A 24,804-nucleotide genomic window follows, 5' to 3' on the forward strand; every position below is an offset into this window, starting at 1 on the left:
ACTGGGGTTCAACTTCCTGCACCGCCGAGGCCGCTACGACCCGCCCGACAGCACTGCTTCCCTTCTTCTCCCGCGCTGCGTTTCCGTTAGCGCGAAAGAGGCGTGATTCTAAGCACCCGCCTCGGTCTCCGCAACCCTTTTGTGAAAATATTTTGAAAAGCCCCGTGCGCTACCGCGCACGGGGCTTTGGGTTCCATGAACTACGCGCCTCCGGCGACCTTGAAGCGGCCGGCAGCCGGTCGTTCTATATATATACGGCGAGGTTTACTTGCCGCCAGCCGCGGCCTGCAGCCGCTCCACCGGCACCGCGTCGGCCATCGCCGTGTAACCGGCGTCGCTCGGGTGAATGCCGTCGCCGCTGTCGTAGCGGCGCTGCAGCACACTCGGGCGCGCCGGATCGCGCAGTACCGCGTCGAAGTCGACCACACCATCGAACCCGCCGCCGCTTCGGATCCACCGGTTCACCTCGAGCCGGATCGCCTCGCGCCCGGCCGGCAACGCCGCGGGCGTGAGCGTCGCACCGAAGATCTTCACCCCTTGGCGGTGTGCAGCCTCGATCAACCGGCGATAGCCGTCGATCAACGACGCCGCCGTGACCTGCGTATGCGGATTGTCGCAATCGAGCCCCGCGCGCGGCGGCATCGCCGCAAAGTTGATGTCGTTGATACCGATCAGCACGATCGCCGCCTTCACCCCAGCGCGCGACAGCGCATCGCGCTCGAACCGCGACGCCAGCGACGTGCCGTAGCACGCCGAATCACTCAGCAGACGATTGCCGCTGATCCCGAGATTCACGATGCCTAGCGAATCCGAACCCGCCGCGGACAGCCGGCGCGCCAGCGCGTCGGGCCAGCGACGGTTGCGGTTCAGGCTCGAGCGCAGCCCGTCGGTGATCGAGTCCCCGATCGCGGCGACACTCGCCCGCGCGGCCCCAGCCTCGACGGCCAGCTCGGTCACCCACGCATACTGGGTAAAGCGCGTACGGAATGCACCGCCACCCGGATCGCTCACGTGATCTCCCGGCGCCGACACGTAATTGAGCTGGTTCGACACGCGGTGCCACACGGTCATCCGCTGGTTCGCGCCCATCCGCAGACTGATCGCATACGGCTGCCCGGCCGTCACGTCGATCGCCACCGCGTCGCTTTCGAGTTCCTGGCCCGGCGCGAGCGTCACCGACGCCTTGCCGCCGAAGCGCACGGCAGCACTCACCCCGTCGGCAAGCGCCGCGCCGTCACCCGCGCGCGCAAGACCGGCGCCCTCGATCACCAGCGGCGCGCGACCGTACGCATTGCTCACGCGAATCCGCGCGGCATGCCCCGATACCGTCGGGTAGACGATCTGACGGACCGTACGTCCGCCCACGTCGGGCGCGCGATACAGCGGCGGCGGCGCAGCCAGGTCGGGAATCGGCTGCAATGCGGTCGCCCACGCGGCGACCCACCCGGCCGGTGCGGCCGAGGCGGCAAGCGGCGACAGGAACACGGACGCGCCCAGCACGGTCGCGACGAAACTGCTTCGAAATGACATCGGCGAAATCCTTATCGGAAAGCGGGCATTGTGCCGCAGAAGCGGCCCGTCTCACGCGCCGGCCCGTCTTCCTGCCTGGCGATCGCGCCCCGACGCCCCACGTTTACCCGAATCTCGCCGCAAATCCGCGAGAAATTTATTAACCGACCGGTCGGTTGGTTTATACTTCGCACACATTCAACCGGACGAGATCCTCCGCCATGTACACGCAATCCCTCGACATCCCCGGCAACGTCGCATCGCTCGACGCCGCAGCCGAGTCGCCCGAGCAGGCGCGGTTCGACGCGGTCATGGCCGCGGACGGCAAAATCGAACCGCAGGACTGGATGCCCGACGCGTATCGCAAGACGCTGGTGCGCCAGATTTCGCAGCACGCGCACTCGGAAGTCGTCGGCATGCTGCCGGAAGGCAACTGGATCTCGCGCGCGCCGAGCCTGAAGCGCAAGGCGATCCTGCTCGCGAAGGTCCAGGACGAAGCCGGTCACGGCCTCTATCTATATAGCGCGGCGGAAACGCTCGGCGTCTCGCGCGATTCGCTGATCGACGCGCTGCACGCCGGCAAGGCGAAATACTCGAGCATCTTCAACTACCCGACGCCGACCTGGGCCGACGTCGGCGTGATCGGCTGGCTCGTCGACGGCGCCGCGATCATGAACCAGATCCCGCTCTGCCGCTGCACGTATGGCCCGTACGCGCGCGCGATGATCCGCGTGTGCAAGGAAGAGTCGTTCCACCAGCGCCAGGGCTTCGATGCGCTGCTGTCGATGATGAAGGGCACCGACGCGCAGCGTGCGATGGTCCAGCAGGCGGTGAACCGCTGGTGGTGGCCGGTGCTGATGATGTTCGGCCCGAGCGACGCCGATTCGGTCCACAGCAACCAGTCCGCGAAATGGGGCATCAAGCGGATCACGAACGACGACCTGCGGCAGAAGTTCGTCGACGCGACGGTCGACCAGGCGAAGGTGCTCGGCGTGACGCTGCCCGACCCCGACCTGAAATGGAACGAGGCGCGCGGCCACCACGACTACGGCGCGATCGACTGGGACGAATTCTGGCGCGTCGTCAACGGCGACGGCCCGTGCAACAAGGAACGCCTCGCGACCCGCGTGAAAGCGCACGACGACGGCGCATGGGTGCGCGAAGCCGCGCTCGCGCACGAGGCGAAGCGCCGCGCCCGCGCCGAACAGCACGCCGCCTGAGCGGCAACCATCGAATACAGGATTCAGGAGAGAGTGATGAACAAGGAATGGCCGATCTGGGAAGTGTTCGTGCGCAGCAAGCAGGGCCTCGACCACAAGCATTGCGGCAGCCTGCACGCGGCCGACGCGTCGATGGCGCTGCGCATGGCGCGCGACGTCTACACGCGCCGCCAGGAAGGCGTGAGCATCTGGGTGGTGCCGTCGTCGGCGATCACCGCGTCGGATCCGGCAGAGAAGGCCGAGCTGTTCGAACCGGCGGGCGACAAGATCTACCGTCACCCGACGTTCTACACGCTGCCCGACGAAGTCAACCACATGTAACGCCCGCGCCATGACGATCACGCCCGAACACCTCTCCTACGTGCTGCGCCTCGCGGACAACGCACTGATCCTCGGTCAGCGCAACGCCGAATGGTGCGGCCACGGCCCGATCCTCGAGGAAGACATCGCGCTCACCAACATGAGCCTCGACCTCATCGGCCAGGCCCGCATGCTGTATACGCACGCAGCCGAACTCGAGCGCCAGCTGAACGGCGCGACGAAGACGGAAGACGATTACGCGTACTTCCGCACCGAGCGCGAGTTCGCGAACTTCACGCTCGCCGAGCTGCCGCACTACGGCCCGATCGCCGGCACCGCGCACGCCGACAAGGATTACGCGGTGACGATCGTGCGCAACTTCCTCTACGCGACGCTGATGCTGCACGTGTGGACCGCGCTCGAAACGTCGACGGACGCGCAACTGGCCGCGATCGCCGCGAAATCGGTGAAGGAGACCCGCTATCACGTGCAGCACGCGCGCGAATGGCTGGTGCGCCTCGGCGACGGCACCGACGAATCGCATCGCCGCGCGCAGGCCGCACTCGACTACCTGATTCCGTACACGCGCGAATGCTTCGCGGCCGACGCGATCGACGACGCGGTCTGCGCATCGGGCGTCGGCCCGGCACCGGCCGCGCTCGAAGCCGCATGGCGCGCGGACGTGGACGAAGCGCTCGCGGAAGCGACGCTCACCCTGCCGGCGCCCGTGCAGCACGTGAGCACCGGCAAGCAGGGTGAGCACTCGGAGCACATGGGCTACCTGCTCGCGGAAATGCAGAGCCTCGCGCGCCAGCACCCTGGCGCGACCTGGTAACCCGCCGCCCCAACGGAGCCCGACGATGTCCGTCCAGACCGCCGCCCCCGCCGACGCAACACCCGCCGCGCACCGCAACGATCCGTTGCTCGCGCGCGCGTGGGATGTGCTCGAAGCCGTGCCCGATCCCGAGATTCCGGTCGTGTCGATCCGCGAGCTCGGCATCCTGCGCGACGTCCGTCGCGCGGACGACGGCCAGCTCGAAGTCGTGATCACGCCGACTTACTCCGGCTGCCCGGCGATGTCGCAGATCGCCGAGGACATCGCCGCGGCAATGCAGGCCGCCGACCTGCCGCCGCACCGGATCGAGACGGTGCTCGCCCCCGCGTGGACGACCGACTGGATCACGCAGGAAGCGCGCGACAAGCTGCGCGCGTACGGCATCGCGCCGCCCGTCGGCCAGTGCGGCAGCGCCGCGCCGCGGGAAAACGTCGTGCGTTTCGTGCCGCGCCCCGTCGCGGCGCCCGTGTGCCCGCGCTGCGGCTCAGCCAACACCGAGCGCCTCGCGCAATTCGCGTCCACGGCCTGCAAGGCGCTGTATCGCTGCGTCGACTGCCGCGAACCCTTCGACTACTTCAAACCCTACTGAAATGAAACAGCCCCCACGCTCTCTTCATTCGCTGCCCCCCGAGGGGGCCGACGCCCCCGTTGGGGCGGCCCGGCGGGGGTCGTCAACCCCGCAATTTCACCCGCTGCGTATCCGCGACGTGCGGCCCGAGACCGCCGACGCCGTTACCGTCTCCTTCGACGTGCCGCCCGAGCTGCGCGACGCGTACCGCTTCACGCAGGGCCAGTTCGTCACGCTGAAGACCCACATCGACGGCGAGGAAACGCGCCGGTCGTACTCGATCTGCGTCGGCACCACCGACTACGACCGCGACGGCGAACTGCGCATCGGCATCAAGCGCGTGCGCGGCGGCCGTTTCTCGAATTTCGCGTTCGACACGCTGCAGCCGGGTCACACGATCGACGTGATGACACCGGACGGCCGCTTCTTCACGCATCTGAACGCGGACCACGGCAAGCAGTACGTCGCGTTCTCCGGCGGCTCGGGCATCACGCCGGTGCTCGCGATCGTGAAGACGACGCTCGAACTCGAACCGCGCAGCACGTTCACGCTGATCTACGGCAACCGCAGCGTCGACGCGATCATGTTCGCGGAGGAACTCGAGGACCTGAAGAACCGCTACATGAGCCGCTTCGTCCTGTACCACGTGCTGTCGGACGACCAGCAGGACGTCGAGCTGTTCAACGGTGTGCTCGACCAGGCGAAATGCGCGGAATTCCTCGCGACGCTGACGCCGGCCGACGCAATCGACGAAGCGTTCATCTGCGGCCCGGCGCCGATGATGGACGCGGCCGAAGCCGCGCTGAAGGCAGCCGGCGTGCCGCAGGCGAAAGTGCACGTCGAACGCTTCGGCACGCCGCTGCCGCAGGCGGGCGCGCCCGTCGTCGAGATCACCGACCAGACGCCGGCCGCCGACCTCGAAATCGTGCTCGACGGCAAGAAACGGAAGCTGCGCCTGCCGTACGAAGGCGTGAGCCTGCTCGACGTCGGCCTGCGCGCGGGCCTCGCGCTGCCGTACGCGTGCAAGGGCGGCGTGTGCTGCACGTGCCGGGCGAAGGTGGTCGAAGGCGAGGTCCGGATGGAGAAGAACTACACGCTCGAGGAACACGAAGTGAAGGACGGCTTCGTGCTCACGTGCCAATGCCACCCGATCAGCGACAAGGTCGTCGTGAGCTTCGACGAGCGTTGAGCGGCGTCGCGCCGGCGCGCCGCGCCGGTTTCTCGTCGTCACACATCTCGCTTACACTAGGGGCCGCCGGCCGGCTGGACGTCTTCACGTCCGCCCGGCCGGCGGTTTTCTTTTGTTGACGGCAGACCGATGAGTACCATTCACGTGATTCAGGGCGGCACCGCCGCCGCGTCGCTGCGCGAGGCCCTCGCGCAAGCCGGACGCGACGAGCGCGTCGTCGGATTGCTCGACGATCTCGCGGTCGGGCCGCTGAAGGGCGTCGACGAGACGCCCGACACGCGCGCCGCCTTCTGGCAGCGCGTGCTCGGCGACGCGATTCCCGACTGGAACGCGGAAATCGAAGGCGAATTCGCCCGCCTCGACCAGCTCGCGACGGAGACGGGCCAGGTGGTCGTCTGGCACGCGCCGAGCGTCGGCGACAAGCTGCTGCTGCGCCGCGTCGCCTATCACCTGCGCAACGTGCCGCAGCGCCTGAACGAGGTGCGGCTGTCGGCCGCGGACCTCGACGCGCCGCAGCGCGCGGCGCTGACCCGCACCGACCAGGCCTGTTCGACCGGGATGTTCTCGCCGGCGGCGCTCGCGCGCAAACGGCCGGTGGCTGCACCGATCTCGGTGCTGCGCATCGGCCGCCTCGCACTCGAATGGCAGGAGGCGAAGCACCTGAATGCCGAGTTGCGCTACTGGATCAGCAACACCATCAAGAGCGGCCAATACGCGGACCTCGACGCGCTGATCGTCGCGCACGCGGAAACCGGCTGGCTGCCCGCTCGACGCGTCGTCGGCGGCATCATGGCCGGCGCCGACCGCGGCGGGCTGTTCGTCAGCGACTCGATCGCCTGGTGGCGCTGCCGCGAACTCGCGGCAGCCGGCCGGCTCGAGCTGCAGGACGACGCGCCGGCCGCCCTTTCTTCCACGCAGGTGCGCGCGCCCGCCGCGCCTCGCTAACGCTACTCTTTCGCATTCGACCATGGCCCGTACCCGAGCGCCCGACCACGAATCCCAGCGCGAGCAGATCCTCGATCTCGCCGCCGAGAAATTCGCGCAGACGAGCTACCCGAGCACGTCGATGTCCGATCTCGCGACCGCGAGCGGCACGTCGAAGGCACGTCTCTATCACTATTACGAGAGCAAGGAAGCGATCCTGTTCGACCTGCTCGACCGCTACACGAAGCGGTTGATGCTGATCATCGCCGAGGTCGAAGGCGCGAGCCAGCGGCGTGGCCTCACCGAGCGTGACGCGTTTGCCGAGCTGGTGCGCGCGTTCCTCGCCGAGTACGAGACGTCGCACAGCCGCCATGTCGCGCTGCTCAACGACGTGAAGTATCTCGAGGACGCCCAGCGCGAAATCGTGCTCGACCGCCAGCGCGACATCGTCGCGGCATTCGCGCGCCAGCTCGCGCGTGCCTATCCGGACCGGATCTCGAAGGAAAACCAGACGTCGGTCACGATGATGGTGTTCGGGATGATCAACTGGACGTTCACGTGGCTCAAGCCGGGCGGCCGCCTCGGCTACCGCGACTTCGCCGAGCAGGTGATCGACCTGATGGAGCACGGGCTGTCGTCCGGCGCGTGATTGCCGCGCAGCAGCATGCGTTGCGCGGCGGGTACACTGCGACAGGCCGCCGCGCATTTCATGTGATGAATTTTAAATCGCTTATAAATCAAATAGATACAGAATTAACTAAGCGGATTTAGAATTCCTCCTCGGCACAAATAACGTCAAATACGGGTTTTCCCCAACCCGCTCGGGTAAAATGCTGCTGCATTGCACAAGCTATTTGTGCGGCTACAGACTGAGGAACCCACGATGAACACGCAACTCAACCGCCGTGCCGATGCTGTCGGCCACGCCGGTACTGCGCCGGTTCTCGTCAGGGAACTGGCTTCCAAAGACCGTGAGCGAATGCTCACCCACTTTCTCTCGCTCAACGAAGAGGACCGCCTGCTGCGCTTCGGCCAGATGGTGCCCGATCACGTGATCGAGAACTATGTCCGTACGATCGATTTCGGTCGCGACACGGTGTTCGGCGTGTTCGACCATGGGCTCGAACTGATCGGCGTCGGCCACCTGGCGTACCTGCCCGCGGAAGGCGACAAGCGCACGGCGGAATTCGGCGTGTCGGTGCTCGAAAGCGCCCGCGGCCGCGGCGTCGGCTCGAAGCTGTTCGAGCGCGCGGCGATCCGCAGCCGCAACACCCACGTGACGATGCTGTACATGCATTGCCTGTCGCGCAACGCGACGATGATGCATATCGCGAAGAAATCCGGGATGCAGATCGAATACGCGTACGGCGAAGCCGATGCGTACCTGTCGCTGCCGCCGGCCGACCACTCGACGATCCTCGCCGAGATGCTGCAGGAACAGGCCGCAGTGTTCGACTATGCGCTCAAGCGCCAGGCACACCGCACGTCGAAGTTCATCGAATCGCTGATGCCCGCCGCGCTGACGGCGTAACATCGGCCGACCGGGCTGCCCTGCGGGCGCCCGGCCTTCCCTTCCTTCTCGCCTTCCCCGCGCCGCGCACTAGCGCACCGAGCGGATCGGCAACGCCGTCGTCTCCTTGAAGCACTCGAGCGAGAAGCTCGTCTTCACGTCGATCACCGACGGATGGTGCAGCAAGTGCTCCTGTACGAAGCGGGAGAAGTGCGCCATGTCCTCGACCTGCACGCGAAGCAGGTAATCCATGTCGCCCGTCATCGCATGGCACGCGACCACTTCCGGCCAGGTCTGCACGGCCGCGCGGAACAGTTCCGCGTGGGTCGCGCCCGCGCGTGCCGACGTCTCGTCGGCACGAACCGGCGCCAGGCCGCCACGCTTCTCGAGCCGCACGCTCACGTACGCCAGCAGGTCGAGCCCGAGCTTCTGCGGATCGAGCAGCGCGACGTAGCCGGTGATCACGCCGATCTCCTCGAGCCGCCGGATCCGCCGCAGGCACGGGCTCGGCGACAGGTTCACGCGCTCGGCGATCTCCTGGTTCGACAGGCGGCCGTTCTCCTGAAGAATCGCGAGAATCCGCCGGTCGATGGCGTCCAATTCGGCTTGCGCCATTTTCTGCCCTCCGTTGATTATTTCCAGACTGGAAATTGCGCCATCGTAGGCAGGGACGATTAAGTTCGCAAGTTTTCGCTCGTGCCCGCCCGCTACACTTTGTCGCACGTACCGACTCGTTGCGCACGCCGACACGTGCGCAGCGTTCGACATCGAACCGGGCCGCACACGCGCACGTCGCGCCGGCCGATCGCCCCGCACAGGAGACACGACATGCAGATCCCCAACTGGGACAACCCCGTCGGCACCGACGGCTTCGAATTCATCGAATACACCGCGCCGGATCCGAAAGCGCTCGGACAACTGTTCGAGCGGATGGGTTTCACCGCGATCGCCCGCCATCGTCACAAGGACGTGACGGTCTACCGCCAGGGCGACATCAACTTCATCATCAACGCCGAGCCCGATTCGTTCGCGCAGCGCTTCGCGCGCCTGCACGGCCCGTCGATCTGCGCGATCGCATTTCGCGTGCAGGACGCCGCGAAGGCTTACCGGCACGCGCTCGAACTCGGCGCGTGGGGCTTCGACAACAAGACGGGCCCGATGGAGCTGAACATCCCGGCGATCAAGGGCATCGGCGATTCGCTGATCTATTTCGTCGACCGCTGGCGCGGCAAGAACGGCGCGCAACCGGGCGCAATCGGCGACATCAGCATCTATGACGTCGACTTCGAACCGATCGCCGGCGCGAACCCGAACCCGGTCGGCCACGGCCTCACCTACATCGACCACCTGACGCACAACGTGCATCGCGGCCGCATGCAGGAATGGGCGGAATTCTACGAGCGGCTGTTCAACTTCCGCGAAGTGCGCTATTTCGACATCGAAGGCAAGGTGACGGGCGTGAAGTCGAAGGCGATGACGTCGCCGTGCGGCAAGATCCGGATTCCGATCAACGAGGAAGGCTCGGACACGGCCGGCCAGATCCAGGAATACCTCGACGCCTATCACGGCGAAGGCATCCAGCACATCGCGCTCGGCACGAACGACATCTACGGCGCGGTGGACGGCCTGCGCGGCAAGGAAGTGAAGCTGCTCGACACGATCGACACGTATTACGAACTGGTCGACCGCCGCGTGCCGAACCACGGCGAATCGCTGGACGAGCTGAAGAAGCGCAAGATCCTGATCGACGGCGCCCGCGACGACCTGCTGCTGCAGATCTTCACCGAGAACCAGATCGGCCCGATCTTCTTCGAGATCATCCAGCGCAAGGGCAACCAGGGCTTCGGCGAAGGCAACTTCAAGGCGCTGTTCGAATCGATCGAGCTCGACCAGATCCGCCGCGGCGTGGTCCAGGACAAGGCCTGACGCGCAAGGCCGCGCGGCACCCGGCTGGCCCGGGCGTCCGCGCGAACATCGGCGGCACAAAGAAAAAGGGCGGGAATCCTGCGACTCCCGCCCTTTCGTCGTTCCGGCGCGGCCCGGCGGCCGCGCGAACGGATCAACGCACGTTCGCCTTCGCCACGACGGCACGCGCGGCCGCCGGCTGTGCGTCGGCATCCTGCGCCGGCGCGATCTGACGCATCTGCGCGCCGGCTGCCGCCAGTGCGCTCGCGCCTCGCGCGTGCACCGGGCCGGTCATCGCGAAGAACGCGGCGGACACGATCAGGAAACTCTGGATATGACGTGTGTTCATTGCACCTCCTGTAAAACTGCCGGCGCCTCCCCGGTTGCGTCGAAACGAGCCGACGCGACCGGGCACCTCCGGCAGGCCGACAAGATTAACGGCATTTGTACGATGATGGGTGTGGCTTTACATGCCTTTACATGATGTAACGCATAGTCGCGCCATTTAGTCGGCGTGCCGCGGCACGCCGGCCGGTGGTCGGCGGGTTTATCCCAGTGCTACCATCACTTAAAACCGGCCAATATGCCGGCCACTGCCGACACGTTCACAAGACGTCGACGCAATCGAAGCTTTGGTGATCCCAAACTGGGTGGAGGAGACTGTTAATGAATGCCCCGCTAGACGCAGGCCAACGCGCGTCGCTTGAAGCCGCGCTGAAGTCCGTCACGCTTGACGACAAATACACGCTTGAACGCGGCCGCGCGTACATGAGCGGCATCCAGGCGCTCGTGCGCCTGCCGATGCTGCAGCAGGAACGCGACCGCGCCGCCGGCCTCAACACGGCCGGCTTCATTTCGGGCTACCGCGGCTCGCCGCTCGGCGGCCTCGATCTGTCGCTCTGGAAAGCCAAGCAGCACCTGGCGGCCCACCAGATCGTCTTCCAGCCCGGCCTCAACGAAGATCTCGCCGCCACCGCCGTGTGGGGCTCGCAGCAGGTCAACCTGTACCCCGGCGCGAAGCACGACGGCGTGTTCGGCATGTGGTACGGCAAGGGCCCGGGCGTCGACCGCACCGGCGACGTCTTCAAGCACGCGAACTCGGCCGGCTCGTCGAAGCACGGCGGCGTGCTCGTGCTCGCCGGCGACGACCACGCGGCGAAATCGTCGACGCTCGCGCACCAGTCCGAACACATCTTCAAGGCCTGCGGGCTGCCGGTGCTGTTCCCGTCGAACGTGCAGGAATATCTCGACTTCGGCCTGCACGGCTGGGCGATGAGCCGCTACTCGGGCCTGTGGGTCGCGCTCAAGTGCGTGACGGACGTGGTCGAATCGTCGGCGTCGGTCGACATCGACCCGCATCGCACCGAGATCGTGCTGCCGACCGACTTCATCCTGCCGGAAGGCGGCCTGAACATCCGCTGGCCGGACCCGCCGCTCGTGCAGGAAGCACGGCTGCTCGACTACAAGTGGTACGCGGCGCTCGCCTATGTGCGCGCGAACAAGCTCGACCGGATCGAGATCGACTCGCCGAATGCGCGCTTCGGGATCATGACGGGCGGCAAGGCGTACCTCGACGTGCGCCAGGCGCTGACGGACCTCGGCCTCGACGACGAAACCTGCGCGCGGATCGGCATCCGGCTCTACAAGGTCGGCTGCGTGTGGCCGCTCGAAGCGCAGGGCGCGCAGGCGTTCGCGCGCGGCCTCGACGAAATCCTCGTCGTCGAGGAAAAGCGCCAGATCCTCGAATACGCGATCAAGGAAGAGCTGTACAACTGGCCCGATGCGCAGCGCCCGCGCGTGTTCGGCAAGTTCGACGAGAAGGACGGCGCCGGCGGCGAATGGTCGGTGCCGATGGGCAACTGGCTGCTGCCCGCGCACTACGAGCTGTCGCCCGCGATCATCGCGAAGGCGATCGCGACGCGCCTCGAGAAGTTCGAGCTGCCGTCCGACGTGCGCGCGCGCATCGCCGCGCGGCTCGCGGTGATCAACGCGAAGGAAATGGCGCTCGCGAAGCCGCACGTGCAGACCGAGCGCAAGCCGTGGTTCTGCTCGGGCTGCCCGCACAACACGTCGACCAACGTGCCGGAAGGCTCGCGCGCGATCGCCGGGATCGGCTGCCACTACATGACCGTGTGGATGGACCGCAGCACGAGCACCTTCAGCCAGATGGGCGGCGAAGGCGTGCCGTGGATCGGCCAGGCACCGTTCACCGACGAGAAGCACGTGTTCGCGAACCTCGGCGACGGCACCTATTTCCACTCGGGCCTGCTGGCGGTGCGCGCGGCGATCTCGTCGAAGGCGAACATCACCTACAAGATCCTCTACAACGATGCGGTGGCGATGACGGGCGGCCAGCCGGTCGACGGCGTGCTGACGGTGCCGCAGATCACGCACCAGCTCGCGTCCGAAGGCGCGAAGAAGATCGTGATCGTCACCGACGAGCCGGAGAAGTACGACAGCCAGAAATCCCTGCTCGCACCGGGCGTGACGATTCATCACCGCGACCAGCTCGACGACGTGCAGCGCGAGCTGCGCGAGATCGAAGGCACGACGATCCTGATCTACGACCAGACCTGCGCGACCGAGAAGCGCCGCCGCCGCAAGCGCGGCACGTATCCGGATCCGGCGAAGCGCGTCGTGATCAACGACGCGGTGTGCGAAGGCTGCGGCGACTGCTCGGTGCAGTCGAACTGCTTGTCGGTCGAACCGCTCGAAACGGAATTCGGCACGAAGCGCCAGATCAACCAGTCGAGCTGCAACAAGGACTTCTCGTGCGTGAAGGGCTTCTGCCCGAGCTTCGTCACGGTCGAAGGCGGCCAGCTGAAGAAGCCGAAGGCCGTGTCGGTCGACGGCGGCGCGCTGCCGCCGATTCCGGAGCCGACGCTGCCGGCGATCGACCGTGCGTACGGCGTGCTCGTCACGGGCGTCGGCGGCACGGGCGTGGTCACGATCGGCGCGCTGCTCGGGATGGCCGCGCACCTGGAGAACAAGGGCGTGACCGTGCTCGACGTGACCGGCCTCGCGCAGAAGGGCGGCGCCGTGATGAGCCACGTGCAGATCTCGCACGCGCCGACCGACATCCACGCGACGCGGATCGCGATGGGCGAAGCCGACCTCGTGATCGGCTGCGACGCGATCGTCACGGCCGGCGACGAATGCACGTCGCGGATGCGGCACGACGCGACGCGCGTGGTCGTCAACAGCGCGCAGACGCCGACCGCCGAGTTCATCAAGAACCCGAACTGGGCGTTCCCGGGTTTGTCCGCGGAGAACGACATCCGCGCGGCAGCCGGTGAAGCCGTCGACTTCATCGACGCGAACCGCTTCGCGGTCGCGCTGCTCGGCGACGCGATCTACACGAACCCGTTCGTGCTCGGCTACGCGTGGCAGAAGGGCTGGCTGCCGCTCACGCTCGCGTCGCTCGAACGCGCGATCGAGCTGAACGCGGTGTCGGTCGAGAAGAACCGCGCGGCGTTCGACTGGGGCCGCCGCGCCGCGCACGACCTCGCGAGCGTGAAGCAGGCCGCGGCCGGCGATGCACGCCACGCGCAGGGCGCCACGGTGATCGCGCTGCACACGAAGAAGGCGGTCGACGCGCTGATCGCGAAGCGCGTGGCGTTCCTCACCGCGTACCAGGATGCCGCGTACGCATCGCGCTACTCGGCCTTCGTCGACAAGGTGCGGGCGGCCGAACGCGCGCTGGCGGACGGCGACGCCGTGCAGGAGCCGCTGACCGAAGCGGTCGCGCGCAACCTGTTCAAGCTGATGGCGTACAAGGACGAGTACGAAGTCGCGCGGCTGCAGTCCGATCCCGCGTTCCTCGCGCGCCTGTCGTCGCAGTTCGAAGGCGACTGGAAACTGAAGTTCCACCTCGCGCCGCCGCTGTTCGCGAAAACGGACGCACACGGCCATCTCGTGAAGAAGGCGTACGGCCCGTGGATGCTGTCGGCGTTCCGGCTGCTCGCGAAGGCGAAGTTCCTGCGCGGCACGGGGCTCGACCCGTTCGGTCGCACCGCGGAGCGCCGCACCGAGCGTGCGCTGATCGGCGAGTACGAAGCGCTGATCGGCGAAGTGCTGGGCAAGCTGAACGCGGCCAACCGCCCGCTCGCGCTCGAACTCGCGGCGCTGCCGGACGGCATTCGCGGCTACGGCCACGTGAAGGAGAACAACCTGCGCGCGGTACGCCAGAAGTGGGACACGCTGCTCGCGAAGTGGCGTTCGCCGACGGGCGGCCAGTCGCACCAGCAGGTCGCGTGACGGCGCACGGCGGGCGTTCGCGGTCGGGACGCCCGCCGCCGTCCTGCCTGCGGTTCATAAAAAAACGCCACGGAACACACAGGTTCCGTGGCGTTTTTCATTGCGCCGCGCATGACGCGCGGCGCACGCGGGCGTGAACTTATTTCGTGTTCGCGTTCGCGGCGGCCACCGCCGTCATGTTGATGATCCGGCGCACAGTCGCGGCCGGCGTCAGGATGTGGACCGGCTTCGCCGCGCCGAGCAGGAACGGGCCGACCGTCACGCCTTCGCCGCCGACCATCTTCAGCAGGTTGTACGCGATGTTCGCCGCTTCGACGTTCGGCATGATCAGCAGGTTCGCTTCGCCCGACAGCGTCGTGCCCGGGAACGCGGCCTTGCGGACCGCTTCCGACAGCGCCGCGTCACCGTGCATTTCGCCGTCGACTTCGAGGTTCGGCGCACGCTCGCTGATCAGCTTGCGAGCCTCGGCCATGCGGCGCGACGATGCCGACGGCGCGCTGCCGAAGTTCGAGTTCGACAGCAGCGCGGCCTTCGGCGCGATGCCGAAACGCTCGATCTCGGCGGCCGCCTGGATCGTCATGTCGGCGAGCTGGTCCGCGCTCGGCACTTCGTTCACGTACGTGTCGCACAGGAACAGGTTGCGGCCCGGCAGCATCAGCAGGTTCATCGCCGCGTAGTGCTCGGCGCCCTGCGCACGGCCCAGCACCTGCTCGATGAACTTCAGGTGCGTGTGGTACGTGTCGATCATCCCGCAGATCATGCCGTCCGCGTCGCCCAGGTGCACGAGCATCGCGCCGATCAGCGTGTTGAACTTGCGCAGCGCGGCCTTCGCGACTTCCGGCGTGACGCCGTCACGCGCGCCGATCTCGTGGTAGGCCTGCCAGTAGCGGTGGTAGCGCGTATCGTCTTCCGGATTCACGATCTCGAAATCGACGCCCGCCTTCAGCTTCGAGCCGATCTTCGCGAGGCGCATCTCGACGACCGACGGACGGCCGACGATGATCGGCTTCGCGATCTTTTCCTGCAGCACGAACTGCGCGGCGCGCAGCACGCGCTCGTCCTCGCCCTCGGCGAACACGATGCGCGCCTGCTTCGTCTTCGCGGTCGCGAACACCGGGCGCATCACCATGCCGGTGCGGTAGACGGTCGCGCCGAGTTGCTCGCGGTATGCGTCCATGTCCTGGATCGGACGCGTGGCGACGCCCGAATCCATCGCGGCTTGCGCGACGGCCGGCGCGATCTTGATGATCAGGCGCGGATCGAACGGCTTCGGAATCAGGTAGTCCGGCCCGAACTCGAGCGAGTGGCCTTCATATGCCTTCGCGACTTCCTCGCTCTGGTCGGTTTCCTGCGCCAGCTCGGCGATCGCGCGCACGCACGCGAGCTTCATTTCTTCCGTGATCGTCGTCGCGCCGACGTCGAGCGCGCCGCGGAAGATGAACGGGAAGCACAGCACGTTGTTGACCTGGTTCGGGTAGTCCGAACGGCCGGTCGCGACGATCGCGTCCGGGCGCACGGCCTTCGCGTCTTCCGGGCGGATTTCCGGCTCCGGGTTCGCGAGCGCCAGGATCAGCGGACGCTCGCCCATCGTCTTGACCATGTCCTGCTTAAGCACGCCCGCGCTCGAGCAGCCGAGGAACACGTCCGCGCCGACGATCGCGTCGGCGAGCGTGCGCGCGTCGGTGGTCGCCGCATAGCGCTGCTTCGACGGGTCGAGGTTGCCGCGCCCTTCGTAGATCACGCCCTTCGAATCGGCGACGAGGATGTTCGACTTCGTGAGACCCAGGTTCACCAGCAGGTCCAGACACGCGATCGCTGCCGCGCCCGCGCCGGAACACACGAGCTTCACTTCGGACAGCTTCTTGCCGACGACCTTCAGGCCGTTCAGGATCGCGGCCGACGCGATGATCGCGGTGCCGTGCTGGTCGTCGTGGAAGACGGGGATCTTCATGCGCTCGCGCAGCTTCTGCTCGATGTAGAAGCATTCCGGCGCCTTGATGTCCTCGAGGTTGATGCCGCCGAGCGTCGGCTCGAGCATCGCGATCGCCTCGACGAGCTTGTCGGGGTCGGACTCGGACAGTTCGATGTCGAACACGTCGATGCCCGCGAACTTCTTGAACAGGCAGCCCTTGCCTTCCATCACCGGCTTCGCGGCCAGCGGGCCGATGTTGCCGAGGCCCAGCACGGCCGTGCCGTTCGTAATGACGCCGACGAGGTTGCCGCGCGACGTGTACTTCTGCGCGTCGAGCGGATCGGCGTGGATCGCCTCGCACGCCGCGGCGACGCCCGGCGAATACGCGAGCGACAGATCGAGCTGGTTCGACAGCGGCTTGGTCGGGGTGACCGAAATCTTGCCGGGTTTCGGGTTCAGGTGATAAGCGAGAGCGGCCTGCTTCAGTTGTTCGTCCATGATTGACCTGCGAGAGACATGCGAAATTTTTGACGGTTCAGTACACAGCACCTTGGGCCGCGTCTGCTTGAATCGAGGGGATGGTCGACTGCGAGACGGCACGCGACGCGCCGGGTCGGCACGCCATCGAACCTTGGCGGGTGGCAAGAGGAAAGTACAAAGTACTGAACGATTTCTAAGGGTCGCCTAGTGTACACCCCCTAAATGCCGCATGTTGGTGCAGCGCGGCATCCTCGCCATCCGCATCGGGCTGGTCGCACCCCGTTTGTTTCGCCGGTGGCGAGCCGCGCGCCGAACCTGCGCGAATTCCGCCGAAAACCGGCCTGAATCGGGTAAAATAGCGGGCTACGCGCGCAGCGATGCGATTGTTGGCCCGATGGGTCCGTCGATCGCACCCCGGCCCTTCGGGCCGGTTCCCCTTGCTGCGCCACCGGGCCCGCGCCCGTCTTCGCTCATCACCCAAGGAATGCCCATGACAGGCTACGATCGTCAGTCGATCTCGGATACGACCGCCAAAATCCTGCTCGAAGTGCAGGCGGTGCACTTCAACGCCGAAAAACCGTTCATCTTCACGTCCGGCTGGGCAAGCCCCGTCTACATCGACTGCCGCAAGCTGATCTCGTATCCGCGCGTGCGTCGTGCGCTGATGGAAATGGCGGAAACGACGATCATGCGCGACGTCGGCTTCGAGCAGATCGACTCGGTGGCGGGCGGCGAGACGGCCGGCATCCCGTTCGCGGCATGGCTCGCGGACCGCATGATGGTGCCGATGCAGTACGTGCGCAAGAAACCGAAGGGCTTCGGCCGCAACGCGCAGATCGAGGGTCATCTGGAAGAAGGCTCGCGCGTGCTGCTGGTGGAAGACCTGACGACCGACAGCCGCAGCAAGATCAACTTCGTCAACGCGCTGCGCACCGCGGGCGCGACGGTGAACCACTGCTTCGTGCTGTTCCACTACAACATCTTCAAGGAAAGCGTCTCGGTCCTGAAGGACATCGACGTCGACCTGCACGCGCTGGCGACCTGGTGGGACGTGCTGCGCGTCGCGAAGGCGTCGGGCTACTTCGAGACCAAGACGCTCGACGAAGTCGAGAAGTTCCTGCACGCGCCGGCCGAGTGGTCGGCCGCGCACGGCGGCGCGACGGCCCCGAAGGAGTAACGCCGAGCCGGCACCCTGGCTGATAAAACCGCTCGCGTGGTCGCGAGCGGTTTTTTTTCGTCCGTCGATCGGCATCGCGGCCGGCCCGAATCGCGGGCCACGGCATGCATCGCTCATCGAACCCTAATGCTAGACTTGATCCATCGTCGCCATCAGCTGCGCGGGCAACGCACAACGCCAACAATGCCGGGAGCATCGGCCCGGCCCACGTGACGGGAGAAGCGCCATATGCGTGTGGATCGCCGGATCACTTCGCCTGCGTCCCCGGGTCGTTCGTCTCCGTTCATCGCCGTCCTGCTCTGCGCCGCCGCCGCGTGCGCCGCGTTCACCACCCTGCCCGCGCGCGCGGAAGGCCCGTTCACCGTGTCGAGCGACGAACTGACGCCCGGCGGGCGCGTCGGCGCCGCGAACGTGTTCGACCGCGGCGATTGCAAGGGCGACAACCGTTCGCCGCAGCTCAGGTGGCGCAACCCGCCGGCCGGCACGCGCGGCTACGCGATCACGATCTTCGATCCCGATGCACCGGGGCACGGCTGGTGGCACTGGGCCGTCGCCGGTATCCCGGCGAGCGTCACGAGCCTGCCGGCCGACGCGAGCGCATCGGGCTTCCTGCGTCGCATCGGTGCGAGCGAGGCGCGCAACGACTTCGGGATCGACGGCTACGGCGGCCCGTGCCCGCCGCCCGGCAAGCCGCACCGCTACGTGATCACCGTCTACGCGCTGAAGGGCACGGACCTGCGCATCGGGCAAGGACGCCCCGCCCCGATGTTCGAGCACGAGATCGGCACGCTGACGATCGGCACCGCACAGCTCACAGTCACGTACGGGCAGTAAGCGCTCGCGTGTCCGCCGTGAGGCGTGTGGCGTGTATCGCCGACCGCCCGTCGCCCGTCGCCCGTCGCCGATTGCCGATTGCCGATTGCCGATCTCCGGTCGCCAGTTGCCGGTCGCCGGTCGCCGGTCGCCGGTCGCGATTGTCCGCGCCTGCGAATTTCTGTGCGCCGCCCGCGCGCTTTTCTCCCGTCATTTCGGCTTGCTAGACTCGGCGGCACCGGTCGCGGCATCCCGCCGCGCATCCGTCGCGCCGCCCGACCGCGGCGCGTGACGCGGCTGGCCGCGGTGCCCGCCGTTTCGTCCCCTTCCGGAGAACGCTTCATGTCGAACATCGTCATCGTCTATCACAGCGGCTACGGTCACACGCAGAAACTGGCCGACGCCGTCCATGCAGGCGCGCAGGACGCCGGCGCCACCGCACGCCTGATCGCCGTCGGCGAGCTCGACGACGCGGGCTGGGCCGCGCTCGATGCGGCGGACGCGATCGTCTTCGGCGCGCCGACCTACATGGGCGGCCCGTCCGCGCAGTTCAAGCAGTTCGCCGATACCACGTCGAAACCGTGGTTCACGCAGAAATGGAAGGACAAGATCGCCGCGGGCTTCACGAACTCCGCGACGATGAACGGCGACAAGTTCTCGACGATTCAGTATTTCGTCACGCTGGCGATGCAACATGGGATGGTGTGGGTCGGCACGGGCATGATGCCGGCCAACTCGAAGGCGGCCACCCGCAACGACATCAACTACGTCGGCGGCTTCACGGGCCTGCTCGCGCAGTCGCCGGCGGACGCGACGCCCGACGAGGGCCCGCTGCCCGGCGACCTCGAGACCGCGAAGGCGTTCGGGCGGCGCGTCGCCGAAGCGACCGCCCGCTGGCTGGCCGGCGGCCGCTGAACGCGGCGGCACGCGCGAGCGCTCGCGCCGCCGGTGACACGGCAACGCAGCGCAGGCGCGTGACAGGGACACAAGACGGCCCGCGGGCCGTCTTTTTTTCGCCCCGTGCGGTGCAGGCCCGCCGGATGACGTCTTAAAATGGCGGTTTCAGGGCGCCGCGGCTCCCGTTTCATTCAGTGAGAGCGAAATGAGCACCAAAGTTTTTGTCGACGGCCAGGAAGGTACGACCGGCCTCAAGATCTTCGAATACCTGTCGGCGCGCAGCGACATCGAGATCCTGCGCATCGATGAAGCGAAGCGCAAGGACGTCGACGAGCGCCGCCGCCTGATCAATGCGTCGGACGTCACGTTCCTGTGCCTGCCGGACGTCGCATCGCGCGAATCGGCATCGCTGGTCGAGAACCCGAACACGACGCTGATCGACGCGAGCACCGCGTTCCGCACGAGCGCCGACTGGGCATACGGCCTGCCGGAGCTGACTCGCGCGCAGCGCGAGAAGATTCGCACGTCGAAGCGCATCGCCGTGCCGGGCTGCCACGCGTCGGCCTTCGTGCTCGCGATGCGTCCGCTCGTGGATGCCGGCATCGTCGCGCCGACCTTCGCCGCGCACAGCTACTCTATCACCGGCTACAGCGGCGGCGGCAAGTCGATGATCGCCGAATACGAAAACGCGGCACCGGGCGGCAAGCTCGCGAGCCCGCGTCCGTACGCGCTCGCGCTGGCGCACAAGCACCTGCCGGAAATGGCCGCGCACACGGGCCTCGCGCACGCGCCGATCTTCACGCCGATCGTCGGGCCGTTCCTGAAGGGCCTGGCCGTGACGACCTACTTCTCGCCCGAACAGCTCGCGAAGCGCGCAACGCCGCAGGACGTGCAGCGCGTGTTCGCCGAGTACTACGCGGACGAACCGTTCGTGCGCGTCGCGCCGTTCAACGCGGAGGCGAACCTCGACAGCGGCTTCTTCGACGTGCAGGCGAACAACGACACGAACCGCGTCGACCTGTTCGTGTTCGGCAACGAGGAGCGCTTCGTCACGGTCGCGCGCCTCGACAACCTGGGCAAGGGCGCATCGGGCGCCGCGATCCAGTGCATGAACCTCAACATCGGCGCCGCCGAGGATGCAGGCCTCAAGCGCTGATTCGACTTGCATGCGATGCAAAGCCGGCCGCTGGCCGGCTTTTTATTTGCCCGTATCAAGCAATAAATAAAATCCGGATCGCGGATTTACAAATATTTACAAGCTTTCCATTGCGCAATTACCGGCGAATTAATTACCTCCTTTCTCCAGTCAATCCCGAATAGGGATAAACCGGATACCGCCGCTTTAAACACTGCCGTTATACGCGTGAAGGCCTCGAGCGCCGCCCATGCGTGGCAGCAGCCCCACTCCGGCAGCACTCCAGCGCCCTCCGCGCGTTTTAATTCTTACTGAAAGCGCTATCCCGCAAGGATTCATCGCGCACGCGTCGTTTCAATCGTCTTTTTTAGACGAGTTCATCAATTGACAGCAAAAATCCAGGCAGCGACATTAGCTCGCACAATTAAACGATTGGAGACAGCGGCATGTCGCACGCCTTATCGAAGGGGGTGGCAACGGCCTTTGCCATCGCCCCTTTCCTGATTGCCTGTGGTGGAGGGGACGGCGGCTCGCCCGCGCCGATCGAGGCCCCCCAATGTTCCGGATCGAGCTGCGGCACGCAAGGGCCGCCGCCGTCGCAGCCCGTCAACGGCGCGCTGTGCCCGGCTGACGCCGACATCGTGAAGAGCACCTACCTCGGCGGCGCCGGCAGCGGCGAGATCGTCAGCGTCAACATCGACGCGGTCGCGATGACGTACACGCTCAAGTGGCTCGAATCGCCGATTCCGCTCGCGACCGGCACGGTCACGCCGAGCCGCGCCGGCACCACGATCACCGGCAAGGTCATCCACCCGCCGACCGGCGCGCTGCCGACCGCGGAGCAGACGCGCTGCGCGTTCGTCTTCACGCCGGGTTCGGGCAAGGCACCGAACGGCTCGACCTATTCGACGGCCGCCGACTTCAACCAGGCGAACCCGCCGATGCTGCTGGTCGGCATGGGCGTCGCGGGCGGCGGCATCCCCGGCGCGACGGTGCAGTACGACGGGCTGACGATCACCGTCGCCGGCGTCCCGATCTACAAGAACGTCGGCCAGGTGCCGAACCGCCACTTCGACTTCTACCCGTTCCTCGGCTTCGCGAACACGACGACCGACCTCACGAAGCTGCCGGGCACCTACAACGCGCTGCTCTACCACCTCGTGCCGTCGGGCAACTACGCGACGAAGGGCACGAATTCGAGCGAGACGTTCGATGCGAACGGCGCGTGCACGTCGACGAGTGCGGGGGGCTGCCAGACGACCGGCGATCCGTGGACCGTCAACACCGCGAACGGCGGCTACCTCGACAGCACGAAGGCACCGCAGATCCTGCCGCAGACGGCGCTGCCGATCGTCGGCACGACCGGCAAGTCGGCGACCGCGCACATGGTCATCGGCCAGCTCAACGGCGCGACCGTGCCGGTGGTGGTCCGCACGGGCTACGTGTATCTGGGCACCGACCTCGCGCTGCACACCGACGCCAAGGTCGACGACGAATCGGGCATCGCGGTGCTCGGCAAGGCAACGGCGATCCAGTCGGGCGCGATCGACGGCGGCTACGCGGGCGCGGATTCGAACTTCAAGTACACGGCGGCACTGATCCGCGGCAGCAACGCGTCGTTCATCAACCCGACCACGCAGGCCGAGGAAGACGCCTTCACGCTCGACTACGGCCAGGGAACGCCGGGCCTGCTGAACACGACGACGACGCCGGCGAACGGCGCGACCTATCCGTCCGCATCGGGCGTGGTGATCGCGACGGGCGGCCTGTACGCGGCGCTGATCCAGGGCACGGTGAACGGCGGCGTCACGTCGACGTCGGCGAACTCGAGCACGTCGTCGACACCGTACTTCGGCGTGGGCGCGCAGATCAGCAAGTAGCGATCGAGGACGCGGCGGCCGGTGCGCCGCCGCGGGATGCAGGGAAGGCACGCAACGACGGCGCCCGGCACGGCGCAGCAGCACGAGCACAAGCAACAGAAGCGGCCGACAGGGAGCCGGCCGCCCGACAAGACAAATCTGGAGGAGCAACATGAAGCGCAACCTCGTTCTCGCGGCGGCCCTTGCCGCCCCCCTTCTTTCCGCATGCGGCGGCGGCAGCGACAACCCGCCCCCGCTCGTCGAAGACCGGCTCTGCCCCGCCACGCTCGACTACAACACCGTGTACACCGGCGGCGCGGGCAGCGGCGAACTGGCCAAGGTCCAGCTCGACACGACCAAGATGACCTGGCAGGTCACCTATGTCGAATCGCCGGTGCCGCAAAAGACCGGCACCGTCACGCCGACCCGCGCGGGCACCGTCGACAGCGGCACGCTCACGCAGGAAACGATGCTGCCGACCAACAAGCTGAACCAGTGCGCATTCCGCCTGAACGGCGCGAGCCTCGACGCGTCGCGTCCGGCGCGCATCTTCGTCGGCTTCGGTGTCGCGGGCGGCACGATTCCCGGCAAGGAGATCCAGTTCGACGGCGTGCTCGGCCAGGCCGCGGTGCCCGACACGAAATTCCCGTACTACCCGTTCATCGGCTTCTCGTCGATCGAAACCGACATCACGAAGGTCGCGGGCACGTACAGCCACATCGGCTTCGGCGAAGTGCCGTCGCAGAAATTCGCGCCGGCATCGATCGATGCGAAGGTGACGATCAACGCGGACGGCACGTGGACCAAGTGCGACACGACCGGCCAGTTCGCCGGCGGCGCGTGCATGCAGCAGGGCACGAACTTCGTGCAGTCGGCCGACGGCAGCGGCGCGTTCCAGAGCAACAACTACCGGAGCCAGCTGAAGCCGACGCTGTCGGCGACGCCGCAAGGCAAGGGCTTCATGATCGTCGGCAAGCTGCGCAACCAGCTGGTGCCGATCCTCGTGCGCACGGGTGTCGCGAACCCGAACCCGACGCCCGACAGCAACGGCGTGCCGGGCCTGACCGCCGACGACGAATCGAGCATCTCGATCCTCGCGCCGCAGACCGCGATCGCGGCCGGGTCGCAAAACGGCGAATACATCGGCGTCGACAGCCAGTTCGACTACCGGACCACCGCGCTGATCAACAACCAGGCCACGCTGCTCGATCCGTTCCAGCCGTCGCAGGCCTCGCTCGCGACCCCGCTCGACCTGGACTACACGCAGAAGGTGCCGGGCACGGTCACGACGATCCACACGGGTTCGGGCAGCACGTCGCCGACCGGCAAGTTCATCTTCACGGGTGGCGTGTTCGGTTTCCTCGACAACGCGGGTTCGACGCCGTATTTCACGATCGGCGCGTTCGTCCAGTAAGCGGGGGAAGCCGTGATGAAGAAAACCCTTCTCTGCGCGGCGGCCGGCGCCGCCGCCCTGGCGCCGCTCGCGGCGCACGCGCAGAGCGCCGGCAGCAACGTCGTCACGCTGGGCTGGTTCCACGTGATGCCTCAGCAGAGCAGCACGCCGATGACGACCAACGTCGCGCCGACGCCGATCAACACGCCGCTGCGGCTGCCGCCGTCGTTCACGTCGCCGGGCACCGGGCTGCGTACGAGCGGCGCCGACACGGTCGGCCTGACGGTCAGCCACTTCCTGACCGACCACATCGCGGTCACGTCGGTGGCGGGCGTGCCGCCGGTGTTCAAGGTGTCGGGTCAAGGCACGATCAAGCCGCCCGGCCCGGCCGGCGCGCTCGGCACGCAGAACATCGGCCTCGCCTCGGTGAACCCGATCGTGAAGAGCGTGCGGCAGTGGAGCCCGGCGGCGATCCTGCAGTACTACTTCGGGGCGGCGACCGCGAAGTTCCGGCCGTTCCTCGGCCTCGGCGTGTCGTACAACTGGTTCAGCGACCTGCAGCTCAACACGAACTTCATCAAGCAGACGCAGGACAACCTCGGCGCGATTCTCGCCGCGGGCGCGGGCAAGCCGGGTACGACATCGGTGGAGGCGAAGGCGTCGTCGTCATGGCAGCCGGTGTTCAACGCGGGCCTGCAGTACAACATGACCGAGCATTTCGGGCTGGTCGCGTCGGTGACCTACATCCCGCTGAAGACGACGTCGACGGTGACGATCAAGGCGGCCGACGGCACGGTGCTCTCCGAGTCGAAATCGGACCTGAAGGCCGACCCGATCATCAGCTACGTCGGGATGACCTACAAGTTTTGATGCCGACGATGGAAGACGGAGAATGAGTGGACGGCCCGCGCAAAAAACGCG

The 24,804-nt window shown here is 66.8% G+C and carries 21 protein-coding genes; 17 read left to right on the plus strand and 4 right to left on the minus strand.

The window, feature by feature from the left end:
- Positions 1-264: 264 nt before the first annotated feature.
- Positions 265-1,530, minus strand: a complete 1,266-nt coding sequence (locus tag NQV17_RS36390) for an SGNH/GDSL hydrolase family protein (protein WP_257775954.1) — start codon at positions 1,528-1,530, stop codon at positions 265-267.
- A gap of 200 nt (positions 1,531-1,730) precedes the next feature.
- Between NQV17_RS36390 and paaA the strand changes: the two genes are divergently transcribed.
- The 8 genes from paaA (at position 1,731) to NQV17_RS36430 (ending at position 8,076) form a co-directional block, all read left to right on the plus strand.
- The gene (gene paaA / locus NQV17_RS36395) at positions 1,731-2,729 is read left to right on the plus strand and encodes a 1,2-phenylacetyl-CoA epoxidase subunit PaaA (protein ID WP_044846317.1); all 999 of its coding nucleotides are present in this window, start codon (positions 1,731-1,733) and stop codon (positions 2,727-2,729) included.
- 36 nt (positions 2,730-2,765) lie between these two features.
- The gene (paaB, locus tag NQV17_RS36400) at positions 2,766-3,050 is read left to right on the plus strand and encodes a 1,2-phenylacetyl-CoA epoxidase subunit PaaB (RefSeq protein ID WP_006752453.1); all 285 of its coding nucleotides are present in this window, start codon (positions 2,766-2,768) and stop codon (positions 3,048-3,050) included.
- Between the two features lie 10 nt (positions 3,051-3,060).
- Complete coding sequence (gene paaC / locus NQV17_RS36405) at positions 3,061-3,864, plus strand: 1,2-phenylacetyl-CoA epoxidase subunit PaaC (RefSeq protein WP_044846318.1); 804 nt, start codon at positions 3,061-3,063, stop codon at positions 3,862-3,864.
- Positions 3,865-3,889: 25 nt separating this feature from the next.
- A complete protein-coding gene (gene paaD, locus NQV17_RS36410; protein ID WP_257775955.1) occupies positions 3,890-4,453 on the plus strand; it encodes a 1,2-phenylacetyl-CoA epoxidase subunit PaaD in 564 nt (187 codons plus the stop codon).
- Between the two features lie 31 nt (positions 4,454-4,484).
- Positions 4,485-5,621, plus strand: a complete 1,137-nt coding sequence (paaE, locus tag NQV17_RS36415) for a 1,2-phenylacetyl-CoA epoxidase subunit PaaE (RefSeq protein WP_044846378.1) — start codon at positions 4,485-4,487, stop codon at positions 5,619-5,621.
- Positions 5,622-5,750: 129 nt separating this feature from the next.
- Positions 5,751-6,566 (plus strand): DUF1835 domain-containing protein, encoded by an 816-nt coding sequence (locus tag NQV17_RS36420; protein WP_257775956.1) that lies wholly within the window; start codon positions 5,751-5,753, stop codon positions 6,564-6,566.
- A gap of 22 nt (positions 6,567-6,588) precedes the next feature.
- The gene (locus NQV17_RS36425; protein WP_044846321.1) at positions 6,589-7,194 is read left to right on the plus strand and encodes a TetR/AcrR family transcriptional regulator; all 606 of its coding nucleotides are present in this window, start codon (positions 6,589-6,591) and stop codon (positions 7,192-7,194) included.
- A gap of 234 nt (positions 7,195-7,428) precedes the next feature.
- Positions 7,429-8,076, plus strand: a complete 648-nt coding sequence (locus NQV17_RS36430) for a GNAT family N-acetyltransferase (RefSeq protein WP_257775957.1) — start codon at positions 7,429-7,431, stop codon at positions 8,074-8,076.
- 69 nt (positions 8,077-8,145) lie between these two features.
- Here the strand turns inward: NQV17_RS36430 and NQV17_RS36435 are convergent, their stop codons facing one another.
- Positions 8,146-8,670, minus strand: coding sequence for an Lrp/AsnC family transcriptional regulator (locus NQV17_RS36435; protein ID WP_011655746.1), 525 nt, complete (start codon positions 8,668-8,670; stop codon positions 8,146-8,148).
- Positions 8,671-8,883: 213 nt separating this feature from the next.
- Between NQV17_RS36435 and hppD the strand changes: the two genes are divergently transcribed.
- Positions 8,884-9,981 carry a 4-hydroxyphenylpyruvate dioxygenase gene (gene hppD, locus NQV17_RS36440; RefSeq protein ID WP_044846324.1) on the plus strand — a complete coding sequence of 366 codons (1,098 nt, stop codon included), beginning with the start codon at positions 8,884-8,886 and terminating at the stop codon, positions 9,979-9,981.
- 133 nt (positions 9,982-10,114) lie between these two features.
- Here the strand turns inward: hppD and NQV17_RS36445 are convergent, their stop codons facing one another.
- Positions 10,115-10,309, minus strand: coding sequence for a hypothetical protein (locus NQV17_RS36445; RefSeq protein WP_257775958.1), 195 nt, complete (start codon positions 10,307-10,309; stop codon positions 10,115-10,117).
- A gap of 317 nt (positions 10,310-10,626) precedes the next feature.
- Here NQV17_RS36445 and NQV17_RS36450 point away from each other — a divergent pair, with 317 nt between their 5' ends.
- Entirely contained in the window at positions 10,627-14,217 is a 3,591-nt protein-coding gene (locus NQV17_RS36450) for an indolepyruvate ferredoxin oxidoreductase family protein (RefSeq protein ID WP_257775959.1), read from the plus strand.
- Positions 14,218-14,356: 139 nt separating this feature from the next.
- On the opposite strand, the gene NQV17_RS36455 is transcribed toward NQV17_RS36450, so the two are convergent.
- A complete protein-coding gene (locus tag NQV17_RS36455; protein WP_257775960.1) occupies positions 14,357-16,627 on the minus strand; it encodes an NADP-dependent malic enzyme in 2,271 nt (756 codons plus the stop codon).
- A gap of 472 nt (positions 16,628-17,099) precedes the next feature.
- Here NQV17_RS36455 and NQV17_RS36460 point away from each other — a divergent pair, with 472 nt between their 5' ends.
- From NQV17_RS36460 to NQV17_RS36490, 7 genes are all read left to right on the plus strand, one after another.
- Positions 17,100-17,786, plus strand: coding sequence for an orotate phosphoribosyltransferase (locus NQV17_RS36460; RefSeq protein ID WP_006752465.1), 687 nt, complete (start codon positions 17,100-17,102; stop codon positions 17,784-17,786).
- 228 nt (positions 17,787-18,014) lie between these two features.
- Positions 18,015-18,620 (plus strand): YbhB/YbcL family Raf kinase inhibitor-like protein, encoded by a 606-nt coding sequence (locus NQV17_RS36465; protein WP_257775961.1) that lies wholly within the window; start codon positions 18,015-18,017, stop codon positions 18,618-18,620.
- Positions 18,621-18,941: 321 nt separating this feature from the next.
- Positions 18,942-19,514: a flavodoxin family protein gene (locus tag NQV17_RS36470; protein WP_257775962.1), complete on the plus strand. Its 573-nt coding sequence runs from the start codon at positions 18,942-18,944 to the stop codon at positions 19,512-19,514.
- A 187-nt stretch (positions 19,515-19,701) separates the two neighbouring features.
- Positions 19,702-20,652, plus strand: a complete 951-nt coding sequence (gene argC, locus NQV17_RS36475) for an N-acetyl-gamma-glutamyl-phosphate reductase (protein WP_257775963.1) — start codon at positions 19,702-19,704, stop codon at positions 20,650-20,652.
- A 425-nt stretch (positions 20,653-21,077) separates the two neighbouring features.
- Entirely contained in the window at positions 21,078-22,511 is a 1,434-nt protein-coding gene (locus tag NQV17_RS36480; protein ID WP_124489231.1) for a DUF2957 domain-containing protein, read from the plus strand.
- A gap of 151 nt (positions 22,512-22,662) precedes the next feature.
- Positions 22,663-23,904, plus strand: coding sequence for a DUF2957 domain-containing protein (locus tag NQV17_RS36485; protein WP_257775964.1), 1,242 nt, complete (start codon positions 22,663-22,665; stop codon positions 23,902-23,904).
- Positions 23,905-23,919: 15 nt separating this feature from the next.
- Positions 23,920-24,753 carry an OmpW family protein gene (locus NQV17_RS36490; protein ID WP_044846333.1) on the plus strand — a complete coding sequence of 278 codons (834 nt, stop codon included), beginning with the start codon at positions 23,920-23,922 and terminating at the stop codon, positions 24,751-24,753.
- Positions 24,754-24,804: the final 51 nt, after the last annotated feature.

This window comes from Burkholderia sp. SCN-KJ, assembly GCF_024656005.1.
Taxonomy (GTDB): domain Bacteria; phylum Pseudomonadota; class Gammaproteobacteria; order Burkholderiales; family Burkholderiaceae; genus Burkholderia.